At 60.7% G+C, this 20,584-nt stretch carries 19 protein-coding genes; 12 read left to right on the forward strand and 7 right to left on the reverse strand.

Going from position 1 to position 20,584, the window contains the following annotated elements:
- Nucleotides 1–4 precede the first annotated feature (4 nt).
- The gene (gene cyaY, locus ACA053_RS28310) at nucleotides 5–337 is read right to left on the reverse strand and encodes an iron donor protein CyaY (RefSeq protein WP_008150266.1); all 333 of its coding nucleotides are present in this window, start codon (nucleotides 335–337) and stop codon (nucleotides 5–7) included.
- 401 nt (nucleotides 338–738) lie between these two features.
- On the opposite strand from cyaY, the gene lptM reads away from it, so the two are divergent.
- Genes lptM through ACA053_RS28340 form a run of 6 tightly spaced genes read left to right on the forward strand, consistent with a single transcriptional unit; the run spans nucleotide 739 to nucleotide 5,346 of the window.
- Complete coding sequence (gene lptM / locus ACA053_RS28315; RefSeq protein WP_075946461.1) at nucleotides 739–912, forward strand: LPS translocon maturation chaperone LptM; 174 nt, start codon at nucleotides 739–741, stop codon at nucleotides 910–912.
- 9 nt (nucleotides 913–921) lie between these two features.
- Nucleotides 922–2,169 (forward strand): diaminopimelate decarboxylase, encoded by a 1,248-nt coding sequence (gene lysA / locus ACA053_RS28320; protein WP_497394177.1) that lies wholly within the window; start codon nucleotides 922–924, stop codon nucleotides 2,167–2,169.
- Nucleotides 2,170–2,173: 4 nt separating this feature from the next.
- The gene (gene dapF / locus ACA053_RS28325; protein ID WP_109635827.1) at nucleotides 2,174–3,004 is read left to right on the forward strand and encodes a diaminopimelate epimerase; all 831 of its coding nucleotides are present in this window, start codon (nucleotides 2,174–2,176) and stop codon (nucleotides 3,002–3,004) included.
- Nucleotides 3,005–3,017: 13 nt separating this feature from the next.
- Nucleotides 3,018–3,743: a DUF484 family protein gene (locus ACA053_RS28330; RefSeq protein ID WP_497314447.1), complete on the forward strand. Its 726-nt coding sequence runs from the start codon at nucleotides 3,018–3,020 to the stop codon at nucleotides 3,741–3,743.
- Between the two features lie 2 nt (nucleotides 3,744–3,745).
- Nucleotides 3,746–4,645, forward strand: a complete 900-nt coding sequence (xerC, locus tag ACA053_RS28335) for a tyrosine recombinase XerC (protein ID WP_090178141.1) — start codon at nucleotides 3,746–3,748, stop codon at nucleotides 4,643–4,645.
- Nucleotides 4,642–5,346 carry an HAD family hydrolase gene (locus ACA053_RS28340; protein ID WP_497314451.1) on the forward strand — a complete coding sequence of 235 codons (705 nt, stop codon included), beginning with the start codon at nucleotides 4,642–4,644 and terminating at the stop codon, nucleotides 5,344–5,346. Before xerC ends, ACA053_RS28340 begins: the two co-directional genes overlap by 4 nt.
- Nucleotides 5,347–5,463: 117 nt before the next feature.
- On the opposite strand, the gene sutA is transcribed toward ACA053_RS28340, so the two are convergent.
- The 4 genes from sutA to glnK all read right to left on the reverse strand — a co-directional run bounded on the left by sutA (nucleotide 5,464) and on the right by glnK (nucleotide 8,242).
- Nucleotides 5,464–5,787 (reverse strand): dormancy-specific transcriptional regulator SutA, encoded by a 324-nt coding sequence (gene sutA, locus ACA053_RS28345; protein ID WP_010465107.1) that lies wholly within the window; start codon nucleotides 5,785–5,787, stop codon nucleotides 5,464–5,466.
- A gap of 101 nt (nucleotides 5,788–5,888) precedes the next feature.
- A complete protein-coding gene (locus ACA053_RS28350) occupies nucleotides 5,889–6,314 on the reverse strand; it encodes a secondary thiamine-phosphate synthase enzyme YjbQ (protein WP_497394178.1) in 426 nt (141 codons plus the stop codon).
- A 214-nt stretch (nucleotides 6,315–6,528) separates the two neighbouring features.
- Nucleotides 6,529–7,866, reverse strand: a complete 1,338-nt coding sequence (locus tag ACA053_RS28355; RefSeq protein WP_109635833.1) for an ammonium transporter — start codon at nucleotides 7,864–7,866, stop codon at nucleotides 6,529–6,531.
- Nucleotides 7,867–7,903: 37 nt separating this feature from the next.
- Nucleotides 7,904–8,242 (reverse strand): P-II family nitrogen regulator, encoded by a 339-nt coding sequence (gene glnK, locus ACA053_RS28360; protein ID WP_002555808.1) that lies wholly within the window; start codon nucleotides 8,240–8,242, stop codon nucleotides 7,904–7,906.
- Between the two features lie 417 nt (nucleotides 8,243–8,659).
- On the opposite strand from glnK, the gene ACA053_RS28365 reads away from it, so the two are divergent.
- Both ACA053_RS28365 and ACA053_RS28370 read left to right on the forward strand, forming a co-directional pair.
- Nucleotides 8,660–8,920 (forward strand): accessory factor UbiK family protein, encoded by a 261-nt coding sequence (locus ACA053_RS28365; RefSeq protein WP_109635835.1) that lies wholly within the window; start codon nucleotides 8,660–8,662, stop codon nucleotides 8,918–8,920.
- A 422-nt stretch (nucleotides 8,921–9,342) separates the two neighbouring features.
- Nucleotides 9,343–9,870 carry a BRO-N domain-containing protein gene (locus tag ACA053_RS28370; protein ID WP_497394179.1) on the forward strand — a complete coding sequence of 176 codons (528 nt, stop codon included), beginning with the start codon at nucleotides 9,343–9,345 and terminating at the stop codon, nucleotides 9,868–9,870.
- Here the strand turns inward: ACA053_RS28370 and ACA053_RS28375 are convergent.
- Nucleotides 9,867–10,145: a HigA family addiction module antitoxin gene (locus ACA053_RS28375; RefSeq protein WP_497314456.1), complete on the reverse strand. Its 279-nt coding sequence runs from the start codon at nucleotides 10,143–10,145 to the stop codon at nucleotides 9,867–9,869. The two genes, ACA053_RS28370 and ACA053_RS28375, sit on opposite strands and share 4 nt — an antisense overlap.
- 294 nt (nucleotides 10,146–10,439) lie before the next feature.
- Here ACA053_RS28375 and ACA053_RS28380 point away from each other — a divergent pair, with 294 nt between their 5' ends.
- Nucleotides 10,440–11,933, forward strand: coding sequence for a YifB family Mg chelatase-like AAA ATPase (locus ACA053_RS28380; RefSeq protein WP_497394180.1), 1,494 nt, complete (start codon nucleotides 10,440–10,442; stop codon nucleotides 11,931–11,933).
- A gap of 6 nt (nucleotides 11,934–11,939) precedes the next feature.
- Here ACA053_RS28380 and ACA053_RS28385 read toward each other — a convergent pair whose 3' ends face one another.
- Nucleotides 11,940–13,154, reverse strand: coding sequence for an aldose 1-epimerase family protein (locus tag ACA053_RS28385; RefSeq protein ID WP_109635881.1), 1,215 nt, complete (start codon nucleotides 13,152–13,154; stop codon nucleotides 11,940–11,942).
- A 265-nt stretch (nucleotides 13,155–13,419) separates the two neighbouring features.
- On the opposite strand from ACA053_RS28385, the gene ACA053_RS28390 reads away from it, so the two are divergent.
- From ACA053_RS28390 to ACA053_RS28400, 3 genes are read left to right on the forward strand one after another with little or no spacing between them, the layout of a single operon-like run.
- Entirely contained in the window at nucleotides 13,420–14,793 is a 1,374-nt protein-coding gene (locus tag ACA053_RS28390) for an SrfA family protein (protein ID WP_497394181.1), read from the forward strand.
- Nucleotides 14,794–14,810: 17 nt separating this feature from the next.
- Nucleotides 14,811–17,876: a virulence factor SrfB gene (locus ACA053_RS28395; protein WP_497394182.1), complete on the forward strand. Its 3,066-nt coding sequence runs from the start codon at nucleotides 14,811–14,813 to the stop codon at nucleotides 17,874–17,876.
- A complete protein-coding gene (locus ACA053_RS28400; RefSeq protein ID WP_497394183.1) occupies nucleotides 17,873–20,584 on the forward strand; it encodes a putative virulence factor in 2,712 nt (903 codons plus the stop codon). The genes ACA053_RS28395 and ACA053_RS28400 overlap by 4 nt, the downstream gene beginning before the upstream one ends.

The raw sequence follows: 20,584 nt of genomic DNA on the forward strand, positions 1-20,584 counted from the left end.
GATCTCACAGACCTTCGAAGTCGAGCTCGGCGTCAGCTTGCTGCTTGACGATGCGCTCGAGCATCTCGCCGAGTTGTTCGTCGCTCTTGTCACACATCCAGCGCTTGCTCTCTTCGTCGTAATCGAAGTGGAACCCGCCGGACACGGCCGCCAGCCACAACTGCCGCAGTGGCTCCTGACGGCTGAAGATCAACTGGCTGCCGTTTTCGAACTTGACGGTGAGCACACCGGCCGAGCTCTCCAGATCGATATCCAGGTCACACTCGTCAAAAATATCCTCCAGCGTCTGCTGGGTGGCATCGACCAGATCGTGGAAACGGGCTTCGGTCAAACTCATTGCGGCAACCTCAAAAAGTGTCTGTTCACGCTCAAGCGCCGCAAGATACGGGCGAGCCCCGGTGATTGCAAAGGATAACGATCAGGTACCGCTATCGATATGTTAAGCGCTAAACCTGTGGGAGCGAGTCTGTGGTGAGGGGATTTATCCCCGTTGGGTCGCGAAGCGGCCCTGATTTTGAGACTACGATGTGTATCAGAAAAACCGCATTCACCGGTTTTGCGACTGCTTCGCAGCCGAACGGGGATAAATCCCCTCACCACAGGCTCGCTCCCACAGGGATTGTGCATAACCTACTGGCATCGGGCGCAGCCCCGCCGGACGGGAGCCCCGTCGCATAGGCAAGCTGCCGGGTGGCCGGTATACTCCGGCGCAATTAACGCATTTTCAAGGATTTCGCCATGAAGCGCCTGATCTCTTCCCTTGCCGCGCTCCTCGCGGTTGCCTGTCTTGTGTCGGCTTGTGGTCAAAAAGGCCCGTTGTACCTGCCTGACGATTCCCAGGATCCTGCCGAGCAGGCCCAGTCCTCGCAAAAGCAGCCGTCCAAAGCACACAAGCACGACGTCTACCAATAAGGGAACGCCATGGACGCTTTTAACTACCGTGACGGTGAGCTGTTCGCGGAAGGGGTTGCCCTGTCCGCCATCGCCGAGCGCTTTGGCACACCGACTTACGTCTACTCGCGCGCCCACATCGAAGCCCAGTACCTGGCTTTCGCCGATGCGCTGGCCGGCATGCCGCACCTGGTGTGCTTCGCGGTCAAGGCCAACTCCAACCTGGGTGTGCTGAACGTCCTGGCGCGTTTGGGTGCCGGTTTTGACATCGTTTCCAGTGGCGAGCTGGAGCGCGTACTGGCCGCTGGCGGCAGCCCCGACAAGATTGTGTTCTCCGGTGTCGGCAAGACCCGTGATGACATGCGTCGTGCCCTGGAAGTCGGTGTCCATTGCTTCAACGTCGAATCCACCGACGAGCTGGAACGCCTGCAAGTGGTCGCCGCCGAACTGGGCGTTCGCGCACCGATCTCGCTGCGTGTGAACCCGGACGTCGATGCCGGCACGCACCCGTACATTTCCACCGGTCTCAAAGAGAACAAGTTCGGCATCGCCATTGCCGACGCCGAGGACGTGTACATCCGCGCCGCGCAGCTGCCGAACCTGGAAGTGGTCGGCGTCGATTGCCACATCGGTTCGCAACTGACCACCCTGCCTCCGTTCATCGATGCCCTCGACCGCCTGCTGGGCCTGGTCGACCGTCTCGGCGATTGCGGCATTTACCTGCGCCACATCGATCTCGGTGGGGGTTTGGGCGTGCGTTATCGCGATGAAGAGCCACCATTGGCGGCCGACTACATCAAAGCCGTGCGCGAGCGTCTCGACGGTCGTGACCTGGCGCTGGTGTTCGAGCCGGGCCGCTTCATCGTCGCCAACGCTGGCGTGCTGCTGACCCAGGTCGAGTACCTCAAGCACACCGAACACAAAGACTTCGCCATCGTCGATGCGGCCATGAACGACTTGATCCGCCCGGCGCTGTACCAGGCCTGGATGGACGTCACCGCCGTGCGCCCGCGCACTACCGCGGCTCGCGCCTATGACATCGTCGGCCCGATCTGCGAAACCGGCGACTTCCTGGCCAAGGATCGTGAACTGGCCCTGGAAGAAGGCGACCTGCTGGCTGTGCATTCGGCCGGCGCCTATGGGTTTGTCATGAGTTCCAACTACAACACCCGCGGCCGCGCCGCTGAAGTGTTGGTGGACGGTGATCAGGCATTTGAAGTGCGTCGCCGTGAGACGGTAGCCGAGTTGTTTGCTGGCGAAAGCCTGCTGCCGGAGTAATCCCATGCTGCTGCGTTTTACCAAGATGCACGGCCTGGGCAATGACTTCATGGTCCTCGACCTGGTCAGCCAGCACGCGCATATCCTGCCCAAGCACGCCAAGCAATGGGGCGATCGGCACACCGGCATCGGTTTCGACCAGTTGCTGATCGTCGAAGCGCCGAGCAACCCGGACGTGGATTTCCGTTACCGGATCTTCAACTCCGACGGCTCCGAAGTGGAACAGTGCGGCAACGGTGCGCGCTGTTTCGCCCGCTTCGTGCTCGACAAGCGCCTGACCGCCAAGCGGCAGATCCGCGTCGAGACCAAAAGCGGCATCATCGAACTGGATATCCGCAGCGACGGCCAGATCGGTGTCAACATGGGCGCACCGCGCCTTGTGCCGGCCGAGATTCCATTCGAGGCGCCAGAACAGGCCTCTAGCTATAAGCTCGATGTCGAGGGTGCGACGGTTGAACTGGCCGCCGTGTCCATGGGCAACCCCCATGCCGTGCTGCGGGTCAGCGACATCAACAAAGCACCGGTGCATGAACTGGGGCCGAAAATCGAACATCACCCGCGCTTCCCGGCGCGGGTCAATGTCGGTTTTCTCCAGGTCATCGACCGCAACCGTGCGCAGTTGCGCGTCTGGGAACGTGGCGCCGGGGAAACCCAGGCCTGCGGCACCGGCGCGTGCGCTGCTGCAGTGGCCGCGATCAGCCAGGGGTGGATGGATTCGCCGCTATTGATCGACCTGCCCGGCGGGCGTCTGTCCATTGAATGGGCAGGCCCTGGCCAACCGGTCATGATGACCGGCCCGGCAGTACGCGTTTATGAAGGACAAGTGCGTCTTTGAGAGAGTCGAATCCATGAAAGATAAGCCCCAGGTTCCCGCCCCACAGCCCGACGAATCCCCTTCCGAAAGCCTTGAGGCGGCGGCGATTGCCGCGTACCTGGAGGCTCATCCGGATTTCTTCGTCGAGCACGAAGAATTGCTCCCGGCCTTGCGCATTCCGCACCAGCGTGGCGATACCGTTTCGCTGGTCGAGCGCCAGATGAAAATCCTGCGCGACCGCAACATCGAGTTGCGTCATCGCCTCTCGCACTTGATGGACGTGGCCCGCGACAACGACCGCCTCTTCGACAAGACCCGCCGCCTGATTCTCGCGCTGATGGATGCCAACAGCCTGGAAGACGTGGTGATCACCGTCGAAGACAGTCTGCGCCAGGACTTCCAGGTGCCTTTTGTCAGCCTGATCCTGCTGGGCGACAACCCCATGCCGGTCGGTCGCTGGGTCACCCATGCCGACGCGCAAACGGCCATCGGCGGCCTGCTCTCGGAAGACAAAAGCGTCAGCGGCAGCCTGCGTGAACACGAGCTGGACTTCCTGTTCGGCGAAGAACAGCGCAAGCAGATCGGCTCCACCGCCGTCGTCGCCATCAGCTATCAAGGCATCCACGGCGTCCTGGCCATCGCCAGCCGCGATCCGCAGCACTACAAAAGCTCGGTTGGCACGCTGTTCCTGAGCTACATCGCCGAAGTCATGGGCCGCGTTCTGCCTCGGGTCAACAGCTCCCTGCGCTCGGTACGCTGACCATGGAACGGCAACTGGACGCTTACTGCGAACACCTGCGCAGTGAGCGACAGGTGTCGCCCCACACGCTATACGCCTACCGCCGCGACCTCGACAAAGTGCTGGGCTGGTGCGTCAAACAGAACATCAGCAGCTGGGCCGCGCTGGATATCCAGCGTTTGCGCAGCCTGATCGCGCGCCTGCATTCACAGGGTCAATCGTCCCGCAGCCTGGCACGCCTGCTGTCGGCAGTCCGTGGCCTCTATCATTATCTGAACCGCGAAGGCCTGTGCGATCACGACCCGGCCAACGGCCTGGCACCGCCCAAGGGCGAACGACGCCTGCCGAAAACCCTCGATACCGACCGCGCGCTGCAGCTGCTGGAAGGCGCGGTGGAGGATGATTTCCTGGCGCGTCGGGATCAGGCGATTCTGGAGCTGTTCTACTCCTCGGGTTTGCGGCTGTCGGAGCTGACCGGGCTCAATCTCGATCAACTGGACCTGGCCGACGGCATGGTTCAGGTGCTTGGCAAGGGCAGCAAGACTCGATTGCTGCCGGTGGGCAAAAAGGCCCGCGAAGCCTTGGAACTGTGGCTGCCGTTGCGGGCGATGACCAACCCGGCGGACGACGCGGTGTTTGTCAGCCAGCAAGGTCGACGCCTTGGCCCCCGGGCGATTCAGGTGCGGGTCAAAGCCGCTGGCGAACGTGAGCTTGGGCAGAACCTGCACCCGCACATGCTGCGACACTCCTTTGCCAGCCATCTGCTGGAATCCTCACAGGACCTGCGCGCCGTCCAGGAATTGCTCGGCCACTCGGACATCAAGACCACCCAGATCTACACCCACCTGGACTTCCAGCACCTGGCCACGGTCTACGACAGCGCCCATCCACGGGCCAAACGCATTAAGGGCGATGATTCATGACCATCCAATTGATCACCTTCGACCTAGACGACACCCTGTGGGACACCGCCCCGGTGATCGTCAGCGCCGAAGCCATACTGCGTGAATGGCTGATCGAACACGCACCGAATCTGGGCGCGGTGCCGGTAGAGCATCTGTGGGCCATTCGTGAGCGGATCCTGACCAGCGAACCGAGCCTCAAACACCGCATCAGCGCACTGCGCCGCCGGGTGTTGTTCCACGCGCTGGAAGAGTCCGGTTACGACCACGGTCAGGCTTCGGACCTGGCTGACAAGGGTTTTGAAGTGTTTCTGCATGCACGGCATCAGATCGAGGTGTTCCCTGAAGTCGAACCGACGCTGGAGACACTGGCCAAGCATTACGCCTTGGGCGTGGTCACCAATGGCAACGCCGATGTACGCCGGCTGGGGCTGGCGGATTACTTCAAGTTTGCGTTGTGCGCCGAAGACATCGGCATCGCCAAGCCCGATGCACGACTGTTTCATGAGGCGCTGCAACGTGGTGGGGCGATGGCGGAGACGGCGGTGCATATCGGCGATCATCCAGGGGATGACATTGCCGGGGCGCAGCAGGCTGGGTTGCGGGCGATCTGGTTTAACCCGACGGGCAAGGCCTGGGAAGCCGAGAAGGCGCCGGATGCGGAGATCCGCAGCCTGACCGAGCTGCCGGCGTTGTTGGCCCTCTGGAATTCCCAACACTGATCCTGAGATTACACACACCCGCTCCCACAGGGGATAGTGCCAAACCGAAGAATTTTGTTTCAGGCATGAAAAAGCCCGCAGCGACGGCGGGCTTTTCAGCAAGCAAGGGCAGACGCTTTAGATAGGCCGGCTGCCGTACTTGTTATCAGGCTTCTTGGGAGGATCGGCGACCACATTGGCCTCCACTTCCTGCACCTTGCCGCCCCGTGCCAGAAACTCTTCCATGGCCTTGGCCAGGGCGTCGCGTTCCTTGTTCTTGGCTTCGACGCTCGGCAGCTCGTCAACCGACACCGCAGCCTTGGCTTTGCCTTTGGCGGTCGGAACGGGCGTTTCACCGCCGTCGTCTTCAGCGACGTCTTCGGCCGCTGCTTCCAGACCTTCTTCGGTTTCGTCGTCGTCGCCTACTTCGAGGTCGTCGTTTTCCAGATCATCGTCGCTCATGTTCTACCTCATGACTTGCGAAAAGCAGATTAGTTATAGCCCAGCTTCACCGTCTGTCGACAGCTGCCGGAAAAATTCAATAACCGCTGGTGACCAGCGGTTCATGCCTCTTCACCGTGCACGGTGGCGAGGACTTTACGGGCACCGCCAAAATCACGGTGCTCGCCCAGATAAACGCCTTGCCAGGTCCCCAGCGCCAGTCGGCCTGCCGAAATCGGCAAACTGAGCTGACAGCCAAGCACGCTGGCCTTGAAGTGCGCCGGGAGGTCGTCCAGGCCTTCGTCGTTATGCTCATAGCCGTCTGTTCCTTGTGGGATCAGACGATTGAAAAATCGTTCGAAGTCGCGACGTACCGCCCGATCGGCGTTCTCGTTGATGGTCAACGACGCCGAGGTATGCTGCAGCCACAAGTGCAACAGACCGACCCGACACGCCTTGAGTTCAGGCAGGCCGGCGAGTAACTCGTCCGTTACCAGATGAAAGCCCCGGGGCCGTGCCCGCAGGGTAATCAGAGTCTGTTGCCACATACAGTTCTCCGCACGTTCGGGGCGCATTCTAGCGCGCTCTGGGAAAAAACAAAGGCCCTAATATTCCTTCAATCATGTAAGCCATTGGCCGCAGAAAAACGCCCGTCGTAAACGCCACTAAACGTGTACGAAAAAACCTTTCAGCAGTCCCTTCACTGACAAACTCCAGACAAAAAAATGCCCGGCAAGCCGGGCAAGTTTTTTATGCGCGTGCTTACAAGTTGTAGCCGCGTTCGTTGTGGAGTGCCAGGTCGATACCGACGGCCTCTTCTTCTTCCGTGATACGCAGACCCATGACAGCGTCCAGTACCTTGAGAATGACGTAGGTGACGATCGCGGTGTAGATCACCGTGAAGCCCACGCCCTTGCACTGAATCCAGACTTGAGCGGCGATGTCGGTGACGGTGCCGAAGCCACCCAGGGACGGTGCGGCGAACACACCGGTCAGGATCGCGCCGAGGATACCGCCGATACCGTGCACACCGAAGGCGTCCAGGGAATCGTCATAGCCAAGTTTGCGTTTCAGGGTGGTGGCGCAGAAGAAGCACACCACGCCTGCTGCCAGACCGATGACCAGCGCGCCCATCGGGCCCACGGTGCCAGCGGCTGGGGTGATGGCGACCAGACCGGCCACAACACCCGAAGCGATACCCAGTGCACTTGGTTTGCCGTGGGTGATCCACTCGGCGAACATCCAGCCCAGTGCAGCGGCGGCGGTTGCGATCTGGGTCACCAGCATCGCCATACCGGCGGTGCCGTTGGCCGCAGCGGCGGAACCGGCGTTGAAACCGAACCAACCCACCCACAGCATCGCGGCGCCCATCAGGGTGTAACCGAGGTTGTGCGGCGCCATCGGCGTGGTCGGGAAGCCTTTGCGCTTGCCGAGCACGATGCATGCAACCAGACCAGCCACACCAGCGTTGATATGCACCACGGTGCCGCCGGCGAAGTCGAGCACGCCCCAGTCCCACATCAGGCCGCCGTTGCCGGACCAGACCATGTGCGCAATCGGTGCGTAAACCAGAGTGAACCACACGCCCATGAAGATCAGCATGGCGGAGAACTTCATCCGCTCGGCGAAGGCACCGACGATCAGCGCAGGGGTGATGATGGCGAAGGTCATCTGGAAGGTGATGAACACCGCCTCAGGGAACAGCGCCGCAGGACCGGTCAGGCTCGACGGCGTGACACCGGCGAGGAATGCCTTGCCCATGCCACCGAAGAACGAGTTGAAGTTGACGACGCCCTGCTCCATGCCGGTGGTGTCGAACGCGATGCTGTAGCCATAAATGACCCACAGAATGCTGATCAGGCCGGTAATGGCGAAGCACTGCATCATCACGGAAAGAATATTTTTGGAGCGAACCATGCCGCCGTAGAACAGCGCGAGGCCGGGAATGGTCATGAACAGCACGAGGGCTGTCGAGGTCATCATCCAGGCGGTATCGCCGGAGTTGAGGACTGGGGCCGCCACTTCGTCTGCCGCCATAGCCAGGCTGGGCATTACGAGGGACAACAGGGCTCCTAGCCCTGCGAATTTACGCAGAGTCATATTGTTTTCTCCTGGGGCGTTGGGTTTGTGGCGGCGTTTAAATCGCGTCGGTATCGGTTTCGCCGGTACGGATGCGAATCGCCTGTTCCAGATTGACCACGAAGATCTTGCCGTCACCGATCTTGCCGGTGTTGGCGGCCTTGGTTATCGCCTCGATAACCCGGTCCAGATCCTTGTCGTCAATGGCGACATCGATCTTCACCTTGGGCAGAAAATCGACCACGTACTCCGCGCCGCGATACAGCTCGGTGTGACCCTTCTGCCGACCGAAGCCTTTGACTTCAGTAACGGTAATGCCCTGCACGCCGATCTCGGACAGCGACTCGCGCACGTCGTCCAGTTTGAACGGCTTGATGATGGCAGTGACTAGCTTCATGAAAACTCTCTCCCGAATTGGTGGACTTGCCCCAGGAAAACAAACCCGTCTCAAGTCTAAGCGCAGTGCCTGGCTTTGTAACGCATCGTCGACCTTACCTGCCCGTCCGACGCCAGCTAACCGCTCCTCACGAAACAACTCCCCGTTCCGCTTGGCGCACTGCATTCGTCACAGCGACTGCATCAGTGCATGGGTTACTACTGACTAAGCAGAAAGCTTGCCATCTCGCCAAAACCCACTGAATTCAATCCCTTGGCCGCTGCGGACAGCCGCTTCACACAATCAGCCCGACAGATACGCACAACAACAGTGCGCGACCGTCCATCCACATGCGCGAAAAGCGTGCATGCCTGCTGTCGGAATTGACTATAGACACTGCGTGATACACTGCCCGCCATTGTTGACAGGACATTTCCCATGCTCGCACCCAAAGACTTCCTCGACGCCCTGACCGGCACCGCCTCCCGCCTCTTCAGCGGCGAAACCCCGTTGCCGAAAAGCGAAATCGAAAGCCAGTTCAAGGCGCTGTTGCAGAGCGGCTTCAGCAAGCTGGACCTGGTGAGTCGTGAAGAGTTTGATAGCCAGATGGTTGTGCTGGCACGGACTCGGGCGCGGCTGGAAAGCCTCGAAGCGAAGGTTGCCGAGCTGGAAACGAAGCTCAACCCGCCCACCGAATAACCCAGCTGACAATGCAGTCCCCTGTGGGAGCGAGCCTGCTCGCGATTAGAGTCGCCTCGGTCTACCAGCCCTCCCACACTGGACAGACCACACCCCTGTAGGAGCTGCCGCAGGCTGCGATCTTTTGATCTTCCGCCCCGCCACCGTCTCGGCAACGTCCTACAAAGATCACCACCGCCGTCCGATAGCGCCGCGAAGCCCAGGTTCCTAAGCTCATTCTCAGCTGAATATTCAGCACTGGGTTTGGCGACCTGGAAGCTTAAGGCGTACGACGACCATCTCTCGAGTCATGGCGGCTGTGCGTGGGAGACCTTCTGGTCTGCCGGGTTCCTTTTGCTCCGGTTCGCCAACCCGCGTACAGCTGCCACCCAATTGTTTGGCGACGATTGACGGCAGCCTCTTTAGCAAAAGGAGCTGTATTAATGAGTTGCGATAACGCTTATCTAATCCCTCACGTCTTCACCCGCCACAAACTCCACCTCCACGCACTCTTGATCGAAAACCAGCCTTGGTTCAGCGCCCGAGACCTGGGCCGTCTGCTTCGCCTGTTCCTCGACGAACGCGCCGTCCGCAAACTCGATCCCGATCAACATCAATCCGCGCGAGTCGTCATCCACGGCACCCTCGAAGACACCCTGCTAATCAGCGAATCCGGCGTCTACGCCCTGCTGGTCTACCACTACTGCCCCGAATACCGAGGACTGCGCGAATGGCTGACCCACGACGTAGTGCCAGCCCTCAGAGATGCCCAACAACCGGCAACAAGCGAACGCCCGGTCCTGAGCCTGTTGAACTGGCCGGAGATGTCACTGAGTTTGCTGCACTGGAATAACCAGCCGTGGATTCGGTTGCAGGATGTTCCGCAGATGCTGGCGGATGGTGATCGGCCACAGCGAGCGGTCAATACGTCGTGGTGGAAGCGCGCTTCACAGGTGCTGCAATCGCTTTAAGTACTTAAATCGCTACCACGTCCGATTTCGGCTTTACGCAGATCGTAAGTCGATTGCAGGTTCAGCCATAACTCGGGCGTGGTGTTCAGGTAGCCAGATAGCTTCCCCGCTAGATCAGCACTGACACAACGCTGCCGCATAACGATTTCGTTGACCACTTTTAACGGTTCGTTCAACGAACGGGCGAAAGCCGACTCTGAAATGCCGAACGGTTCAAGAAATTCGTCCTGAAGTATTTCGCCAGGATGAACCGGCCGCATTCCATTACTGTTCATATTCCTCTCCGAAGTCAGCGATCAATTAGTGATCATAAGCAGCCCTGCCAGACAGACAAGAGCGCTCACACACTTTCACCGGCGTCCGTCATTGTTCTAGGCAAGGTCCTACAAAAACATCATCCCGAGACCGATTACGTCGGCACTCCACACTCGCTTACGCTTCATCACCAGAAAGACACTCGCAACATCCAGCGAAAGTTTGTCGCCTCATTCGTAACGCCGAAGAACAACACCCCGACTACCCTTCAAAAACCGCAGGAAGCGGTTCCCGTAAAAGCTCAAGGAACGACCATGTCCCTCTCCATCGTCCACAGCCGCGCCCAGATTGGCGTGGATGCGCCCGCCGTTACCGTAGAAGTCCATCTGGCCAACGGTCTGCCGTCATTGACGATGGTCGGCTTGCCCGAAGCGGCAGTAAAGGAAAGCAAGGACCGGGTGCGCAGCGCGATCATCAATTCCGGCCTGCAATTTCCTGCACGGCGCATCACGCTGAATCTCGCGCCTGCGGACTTACCTAAGGATGGCGGACGGTTTGATCTGGCGATTGCCTTGGGGATTCTGTCCGCCAGCGTGCAGGTTCCGACGTTGACGCTGGATGACATTGAATGCCTGGGAGAGTTGGCGTTGTCAGGCGCGGTACGTGCTGTGAGAGGCGTGTTGCCGGCTGCGCTGGCTGCACGCAAGGCCGGACGCTCGTTGATGGTGCCGCGGGCGAACGCCGAGGAAGCGTGCCTGGCGTCCGGGTTGAAGGTGTTTGCCGTGGACCACCTGCTGGAAGCCGTTGCGCACTTCAATGGACATACACCGGTTGAACCCTACGTTTCCAACGGGTTGCTCTATGCAAGTAAACCCTATCCGGACTTGAATGAGGTGCAGGGGCAAATCTCGGCCAAGCGCGCATTGCTGATTGCGGCGGCTGGGGCTCATAACCTGCTGTTCAGCGGACCGCCGGGGACTGGGAAAACATTGTTGGCGAGTCGTTTGCCGGGTTTGCTTCCACCGCTCGCCGAAAACGAGGCGCTGGAAGTCGCAGCCATTCAATCCGTCACCAGTTGCGTGCCCTTGAGCCACTGGCCGCAACGACCGTTCCGCCAGCCCCATCACTCGGCCTCCGGCCCGGCGTTAGTGGGCGGCGGTTCGAAGCCACAACCCGGCGAAATCACCCTAGCCCATCATGGCGTTCTATTCCTCGATGAACTCCCGGAATTCGACCGCAAGGTGTTGGAGGTTTTAAGGGAGCCGCTGGAGTCCGGCCACATCGTGATTTCCCGCGCCAAGGATCGCGTGAGGTTTCCGGCGCGCTTTCAATTGGTGGCCGCAATGAACCCGTGTCCCTGTGGATATCTTGGCGAACCCAGCGGCAAATGCAGTTGTACACCGGACATGGTCCAGCGTTATCGCAACAAATTGTCGGGGCCTCTACTGGATCGGATCGACCTGCACCTGACCGTCGCTCGGGAAGCCACGGCGTTGAACCCTGCGCTCAAACCCGGTGATGACACAGCCACTGCTGCGGTGCTGGTCGCCGACGCCCGGGAGCGTCAAAACAAACGCCAGGGCTGCGCCAACGCATTCCTTGATTTGCCGGGACTGCGCCGCCACTGCAAGTTATCCACAACCGACGAGGCGTGGCTGGAAACTGCTTGCGAGCGTTTGACCTTGTCACTCCGGTCGGCCCACCGCCTGCTCAAGGTTGCCCGCACGCTGGCAGACCTTGAACAGATCGATGGCATCACCCGCGAACATCTGGCGGAGGCATTACAGTATCGGCCAAGCACAAACTGACAAGAATCACTCTTTAGTGAGATCAACCAACGGCGTTTGTCGCACCTCAGTCGCCCGCCCACCCTGAATCTCATTCACCCGCTGCATCGCTTTATCCACAGCCCCTTTATCCGCCAGCAAACTGTAATGGATCTGAAACTGCCTCTGCTCTTTCACCCCAATCATCGGCACCAATCCAATCGGCCGCTGATACCGTCGGTTGTAGGAAAAACTCGTCCCCGGCTCCAACCCGGTCACATACCCCTGCCCTTGCGTATCCGTGTTCTTCCACAACGAAAACACCGGCAACTGCTGGGTATTAAAACCAACCGACACCCCAAGGCTCCCAGCCTTATTGTGCAGCACGGTCAACGTGTCGCCCTTGGCATCGCCATAAGGCACGACGTTGTAAACCGTCTCGTCGTAGTCCTTGGTCGGCGCGCGGTAAGTCTGCCAATCCGGCAAATCCCCTTTGGCCTTTTCGTTGAACGGCGACACCTGTTTAACCGGCGCCACAAACCGCGCGCCCTGCTCCAGGAATGGCGTGCTGAAGTTGCTGTGGTAAAGCGCCTGGTATTCCTTCGGATAGTCGCCGTTGTTGGTCAATGTGTCGTTCAGGGCGAACGCTACGCTGCCGGGTTCAGTGACCAACTCGGTCACCACCGAGAAATCGACTTTCTTGAACGCCTGCTCTTTCAGCTCGCCGCGCAGGCTGATGGCGTAAGGCGGTTTTTCGTCGATGTGCAGGGTGACTTTGCTGGCCGGGATGTTGGCGGCGCGGCCGTGCAGGGTCAGGAGTTCGCCGTTATCCATGCCGGGGTGGCCGACCCATTCGTAGCCGCAGCGGGCGACCAGTTCGTTGAAGCCTTCGAGCCAACCCAGGCCACCGCGGCCGTTGAGTTCGATGAAGGACGGATTGACCACGTCCTTGACCGGCGAATCCCAACCCATGCGCACATCGCCGACCGATGCCTGCAAGACGTTCATCCCGCGAGTCGGCACCACCGAGAGTTTCATTGTGCCGTTATCGATGTCGACGATGCTGACGCCCTCCTGCCGGCCACCGTGCAAGGTGCGCAGGGTCACGGAGAAAGGTTTGTCGGTTTTCACGCCGAGTTGCTGGCTGGTGATCTGCCAGTTCTGGGCGGCCTTGTCGGTGTCGAGCAGCACGTAATCCCAGGCCATGGCATGGGAGGCAGTGGTCAGCGCGCCGAGGGCGATGGCGAGTTTGAGCGGGGTCATGAGGGAAGCCTTTCTTGGAGTTGTGCTTTTTTATAGCGCTGATGAAACGTTTCAGCAAGATTAAAAAATCCAGGCGTCCCCGCCGTTCCTCGCAAATACACAACGACCCAAGCAACGCCCGCTTTGTTACGCTAATCTCATACGGTTTTGGCCTATCGGCTGATTGACGGCGACATCATTATGACATTAAGGTCGCCAGCTAATTGCAGGAGCAAGAACAGGCACTTTTGCCTGTAATTTGCGCAACGGATCATATGGAGTTTGGATGCGCGGGGCACTATTACGCAGCGGTAAGAGCGGGTCATTCACAGCCCTGGGCGAAACAGGTCAACCGGTCTACCGGGCTGCCCTGCAGTTGCGCGAAGCCATTCGCCGCAAGAACCCCGACATGGTCGATCACCTGGCCATTCCTCAAAGCGACGAACTCGGCAACCAGATCGATTGGTACAGCGGTCTCGACGGCGATGTAATCCCGTGGAGCAGCGCGACCGAAGAAGAACGCGCACCGGCCCGTCGCCAACTTGAAGCCCTGAAGACTGCGCTCGATGAATTGAGCCAGCGTTTCCTGGGCACGGATTCGGGCGAACAGCAGCAAGGCGACAAAGCCGTGTTCGGCAAGCTGCTAAAGCGCGTCATTCATTTCCCTGACGAAAACTTCGTCTACCTGGTGCAAGGCAAACCGGTGCTGACCTTCTGGGGTTTCGAGCACGCCGGTACCGGCAATCGCGATCCCCTGCACTGCCTTTATCAGGTTCCGCCCGTATTCACGCTGCCACCCGTGGTCGAAGAACCGGTTGTAGCGCCCGTCGTGCCAGTGGTGGCTCGTCCGTGGTGGCGTCGCTGGTGGTGGCTGTTGCTGCTGCCGTTCCTGTTGCTGCTGTTGTGGCTGTTGCTCGGCTTGCGCGGTTGCGTGCCGATTCCATTGGTGGCGGTGGACTTGCTGCCTGAGGGCATCGTGCCAGTGGAAAACCAGCTGGAAGAGCCGCAACTGACCGGCAATGTGACAACGCTGAATGGCGTTCCGGTGACCGGCACCGTCGCAGGCTCCACCACTGGCGCAGCCGTGACCGGCACTCAGGGGGTGGAAGCTCCAGCCGTGGCCGGTAACGAAGCGGATGCCGCAAACGCCGACGTCACCCAAGACCCGGCCGCCGAATCACCAACTGCGCCAACTGCGCCACCCGAAGCCAAAACCGAGGCTCCGTCTGCCGTCACACCGCCCGACGCGCAAAAATCCGCCGCCGCAGCCGCAACCGCAAAACCGGGCCCGCCCCTGAGCATTCCACCTGACGCCGCCGACGGTGCCGCCAAGTTCCTCGACGGCCAGTACCGCGCCGGCGCCGGCATCCAGGATCGCCGGACCGGCAAGCCGCTGCGTCTGGAATACCAGTTGAAGGACGGTAAAGGTGAAGTCACCGTGCACCAGGCCGACGGCTCGAAATGCAGCGGCCCGGTTACCGCCACCATGAAGGGCGGCAGCCTCGCCATCGACAGCCAGGGCCAGGCCGTGTGCGGCGATGGCAGCACTTACGACATGCCCAAGGTCAACTGCCGCAAAGGGGCGACCACGGTCGCGGACTGCACCGGCGGTTACGGAAAAGATCAATTCCCCATGTCCATGCGGCAAATGGGCGAATAAGACTGGAATAACCCGACATGTTGCCTGAAGTCACCCAATTCGAAGACACCGTCACGCTCGTCAGTGACACCGGTATCCAGTTCATGGATTTCGCCCTGCGCCTGGATCCTCGTAAGGAACCGGCAGGCGAGTTCGCGCCAATGATCAGCGGGCTGATCTGCCGGCTGATGTACAACGAAGAGAAAGACTTCTACTTCTACGAGCCCGAACCGGAAAAGGTCGAGAAGGCCAAACCGGCGTTCAGCGTCGACATGAAAAGCAGCCTTGATCTGCTGGACGGCGTCTGGCTGCCGACGCCGTTTTTCCGTTTCATGCCGCCGCACCGTTTCGACGAAGGCCCGACCAACTGGTCGCGCATGCGCCTGGTGAAACTCGCGACGCCGGACATCGACGGCAATACTCATCGCCTGACGATGGCGTTCGACAGCCGCGTCATGCCCAAGCGTGACGGCACTGCCTACCTGGCGCCGAACGAAGAAGACATCAGCTCCGGCGTGTCCTTCAAACTGGCGACCAAGGCCAGCGAAACCCGCTGGTTCCTGGCCCAGCCGTGGGTCAACGAATGGCTGCTCGAAGTATTCAACGAGGGCAACGCCCATCGTTCGCGCGAAGAGCTCGACATCGACATCCGCGCCAACCATCACCTGGCGCACTACCTGAACTTGCTGAGTCTGTTGAGCACCCCGTCGGCGGCCGCGCAGTCGACCGCCAGGCCGAAGGTGGAAATCCCTGAATTGAAAGTGGTCGCCAACGACAGCAATGGCCTGGTCAAGCCGATTCCGGTGGACCTGGTGCTGGACGTCGGTAACTCGCGCACCTGCGGCATCCTGATCGAAAACCACGGTCAAGCCGGCTCCGGGCTGAAGCAGAATTACGTGCTGGAATTGCGCGACCTGATCACCCCTGAACACACCTACAACCTGCCATTCGAAAGCCGCGTCGAATTCGCCCAGGCGTATTTCGGCAAGGATCATTGCTCGGTCAAAAGCGGCCGCCACGATGCGTTCCAGTGGGCGACGATCGCCCGGGTCGGCAATGAGGCAAGCCGTTTGGCCAGCCGCCGTCGTGGCACCGAAGGCTCGACTGGCCTGTCCAGCCCGAAACGATACCTGTGGGACGAAAACGCCTACGGCCACGGCTGGCGCTTCAACTGCTCCTACATCAAGACCGACAGCGAGCCGTACGCCACCGCCGCGCCGTTCTCGCACCTGATCAACGAAACCGGCGAGGCACTTTACAGCCTCGAAGAAGATGATCGCCTGCCGGTGTTCATGCCGCGTTACTCGCGCAGCTCACTGATGACCTTCATGCTCGCCGAGGTGCTGGCCCAGGCGCTGTCGCAGATCAACAGCCCGGCCCAGCGTTCGCGCCAGGGGCACACCCGCGTGCCGCGTCAGCTCAACAGCATCACCCTGACCGTGCCGCCGGGCATGCCCCAGGCCGAGCGCAGCATTCTCAACGAACGCATGCAGCAAGCCATCGGCCTGGTGTGGAAAAGCCTCGGCTGGCACGCCGGCGAGGAAGATCCGCATCAGGATCAGGCCGTCAGCCCGCGCACGCCGATCCCGAGCATTCGCGTGGAATGGGACGAAGCCTCCTGCGGCCAGTTGGTGTACCTGTACACCGAGGTCAACGAGAACTTCGCCGGTCACCCGGAAGAGTTTTTCGACACCATCGCCCGGCCGGACAAAGCAGACCGTGAACGCATTACCCTGGCGACCATCGACATCGGCGGCGGCACCACGGACCTGGTGATCACTGACTATCGCCTCGACCGCGCCGGCAACACCGGCAGCGGCAGCAACGTGCACATCGTGCCCGAGCAGCGGTTTCGCGATGGCTTCAAAGTGGCCGGCGACGACATCCTGCTGGACGTGATTCAGGACTTCGTCCTGCCGAGCTTCGAGAAAGCCTTGCAGAACGCCGGCGTCAAAGCCCCGGATTCGCTGATGTCACGGCTGTGCGGCGATGAATCGGTCAGTGCCCAGGACATGATCCTGCGCCAGCAATTGAACCTGCAGGTATTCGCACCGCTGGGCCTGGCGTTGCTCAAGGCCTACGAGCATTACGACCCGCAAGTCCCGCAGGAAGTCACCCCGCAAAGCTACCGCCAGTTGCTGGGCGACAACGCGATCAGCCAGACCGTACTCGACTACGTCAATGCCGCCGTGCGCCGCGATGTCGGTGGCCACAGCGGTTTCGACCTGTACGAAGCGCTGATCGGCTTCGACCTGCAAAAGCTCCACGCCGCGTTCCTCAACGATCAAATCAACATCACCAAGATCCTCGGCGCGCTCTGTGAAGTGGTCGCGCACTATCCGTGCGATGTTCTGCTGCTGACTGGCCGCCCTTCGCGCCTGCCGGGCATCCAGGCGTTCATTCGCAAAGTGCTGCCGCTGCCACCGGGCCGCATTCTGGCGCTGCAAAACTACCGCACCGGCGGCTGGTATCCGTTCCACAAGAACGGCCGCATCGACGACCCGAAAAGTACCGCTTCGGTGGGCGCCATGCTGTGCCTGTTGTGCGCCAACCACAGCGTACCGAACTTCTACTTCCGCTCTTCGGCGCTCAAGCCGTATTCGACGGTCAAGCACATCGGCGTCATCGACCTGAACAACGTGATCAAGGATGCCGACGTGCTGTACCGCGACATCCAGTCCGAAGACTACAAAATCAAGCTGCCGGAAATCGGCACAGGCGATGATGCCGACACGCCGCAACTGGAAATGCGCGGAGATCTGCGCCTCGGTTTCCGCCAGTTGGCGGCCGATCGCTGGGCCGCTTCGCCGCTGTACACCCTGCGGTTTACCAAGGCCGGTCGGGAGAAGTTCTCCCGCGCGATTGGGGAAAACGGCAGTGCGCCGCTGCTCAAGGTGCGCTTCGAAGTCAAAGCGGCCGACAAATACACGCGCAAGCAGGATCTGGTCAGCGACCGCCTCTCGGTACGCGACATCGAATCCAACAGTAACAACGTCAACTTCAACCCGCGCAGCGACCTCGAGCTGGAACTCAACACCATGCTCGACGCCGGCCTGAGCGAGACCAAGTACTGGCTCGACAGTGGAAGTGTGAAACGCAAATGAATGACCTGACCCCCGAACAAACTCAGCTTTCAGCCAGTTGGGCCGCTGTTTATGAAGGTGCCGGTCAGGCGCTGGAATGGATTGGCCAGACGCGCGGCAACGCGCCACGCCTGGACAGCGAAGCCGACAGCCTGAACATCCGCCTGCACCGCGCCCGCAACCTGGCCCACAGCCTGGGTCGCGTGGCCTGCACGCCGATGACCATTGGCTTTTTCGGCCTGTCTCAGGCTGGTAAGTCCTATCTGATTTCGGCCCTCGCGGCCGGTCAGAACGGCAAACTGGAGACCGATTTCGGTGGCCAGCGCCTGGACTTCATCAAGCACATCAACCCGGTGGGTGGCGGCAAGGAAGCCACCGGCCTGGTGACGCGCTTCAGCCGCCGCGCCACGCCGAGCCAGGATCCGCAGTTCCCGGTCGAGCTGACGCTGTTCAAGGAAATCGAGCTGGCGAAGATTCTCGCCAACTCCTGGTTCAAGGACTTCGACCTTGAGCGGATCTCCTACGAGATCGACGAAGAGCGCATCCAGCGCGTGCTGAAACCATTCGAAGGCCGCGAAACCGGGCCACTGCAACCGGGCGTCAGCGCCGATGATCTGGTGTCTCTGTGGGATTACCTGCGGGACAACTTCCGCAACTCGGTGAAGAAGCTTGAGCACCTGTATTGGCCGACAGCGTTGCAACTGGCGCCGCGCCTGAATTTCCAGGAACGTGCCGAGCTGTTTTCGATCCTTTGGGGTGAGCAGAGCGAGCTGACGCGTGTGTACCAGCAACTGGCCGGCGCGCTGCACAAGCTCGGCTTGCCCGAGACCGTGTTCGCGCCATTAAAGGCCTTGGTGAGTTTCGAAAACGACACCTACAGCCAGCGCGACAGCATCATGAACGTCGACATCCTCGAGCGCTTCGGCAGCCCGCGGGACTTGCCGATCGACGTGCGGCCCCGGGTCGAAGGACGCCTGCAAAACAGTCAGGGCATCCCGGTCGCGCAACTGGCGGCACTGACGGCCGAGATGACCTTTGGCCTGATCGAAGCCCCGGCGGACGACATCGTCAACCAGGTCGACTTGCTGGACTTCCCCGGTTATCGCGGACGAAAAAAACTGCACGAGATCGCCAACTCCAGCGACCCGGAATCCGCCACCAAGGACAACTCCGTCTCGCAGTTGATCCTGCGCGGCAAGGTTGCTTACCTGTTCGAACGCTACACCGACAACCAGGAAATGAACGCACTGGTGGTCTGCACCGGCTCGACCAAACAGAGCGACGTCAACGATGTGGGCCCGGTGCTCACGCGCTGGATCGAAAAAACCCAGGGCGCCGACACAGCCGCTCGCAGCAAGCGCGACACCGGCCTGATCTGGGCGTTGACCATGCTCGACCTGCGCATCACCAACTCCCTGAGCCTGACGCCTGATCAGTACGACGAGAGCTGGAACGGCATGGTCAAGCTGACCATGCTCGAGCGCTTCGGCAGCCTGAGCTGGATGAACGACTGGGCCGGCACGCCGTTCCAGAACACCTTCCTGGTGCGCAAGCCGCGTATGGATGCGGCGTTCATCGTACAAGACGCCAGCGGCGCCGAAACCGGCCTCAACGCGAGCTATCAGGAGCGCGTCGACGCCCTGGGCGCAAGCTTTGCCGGCAACGAACTGGTGTGCAAACACATCAACAATCCCGCCAACGCCTGGAAAGAAATGCTGCGCAACGATGACGGTGGCATCAGCCACTTCAGCGGCAGTTTCAAGGGTGTGGCCAAGATCGAATTCAAACTGCAGCGCATCCGCGAACAGTTGAGCGAATGCCTCGAAGGCTTGACCACTCACGGCTTGAGCACCTGGTATCACGCCGACGGTGACGGTGCCGCAGCCGCCAAGAAAGCCCAGGCGCAGATGATTCTGACCGGCCTGGGCCGTCGCCCGGCCGTGCTCGGCGAGTTCATTGATGAGCTCGACATGCCGAGCGAATCGGTGCGCGACCTGTACCTCAGCGGTGTGTACGAAACCGATGACGCGCCTGCCGCCAGCGATGAGCCTGCCGCGCCGACACCGAGCCAGAGCCTGTACGGCAATGACGCCGGTTTCGACTTCGATTTCGGCGACGACCTGAGCCACGAAGCACCGGTCAGCAGTAAAACCAACACCCCGGCGCCGGAACTGCAAAGCAACGAACACCGCTTTGCCAAAGCCGCGTTCAAGGCCTGGATTGCGCACCTGCGCGAGCTGACCACCCGGCAGAGCCTACTCAACCTGTTGGGGTTGGAAAAGGCGTTGATCGAAGCCGTGGTCGACGAACTGATCACCGCCGGTTACCGCCAGGACCTGCCCGGCCAACTGAGCCGTGCGGTGCTCAAGCGTGCGCAAAGCGGCGCGCGACGCGATCAACTGGTCGAGCGCCAGGTGCTGGAAGTGCAACGGGTGCTGCGCGATTTCGTGTCCTGGTTCGGCTACCTGCAGAAACCGGTCAACGAGCGCCCGAACAGCCGCGCCGGTGCCAAGGCGCCGTTGTTCTCGTTCTACACCGACATCGGTCCGGGACAAGTGCCGGTACTGCCGCCGCAACCGGCGAACCAGGCGCAGCGCTATCTGGGCGACTGGCTTTCGGGTCTGGCCTACATCACGCAGGACAACGCCGGCCATGGTGCCGGTCGCGAAATCACCCCTGAACAGAATGAACGGCTGGGCCATGTGCTCACAGCCTTCACAGCGAGATAA

The sequence above is a fragment of the Pseudomonas sp. LBUM1672 genome, assembly GCF_059695655.1.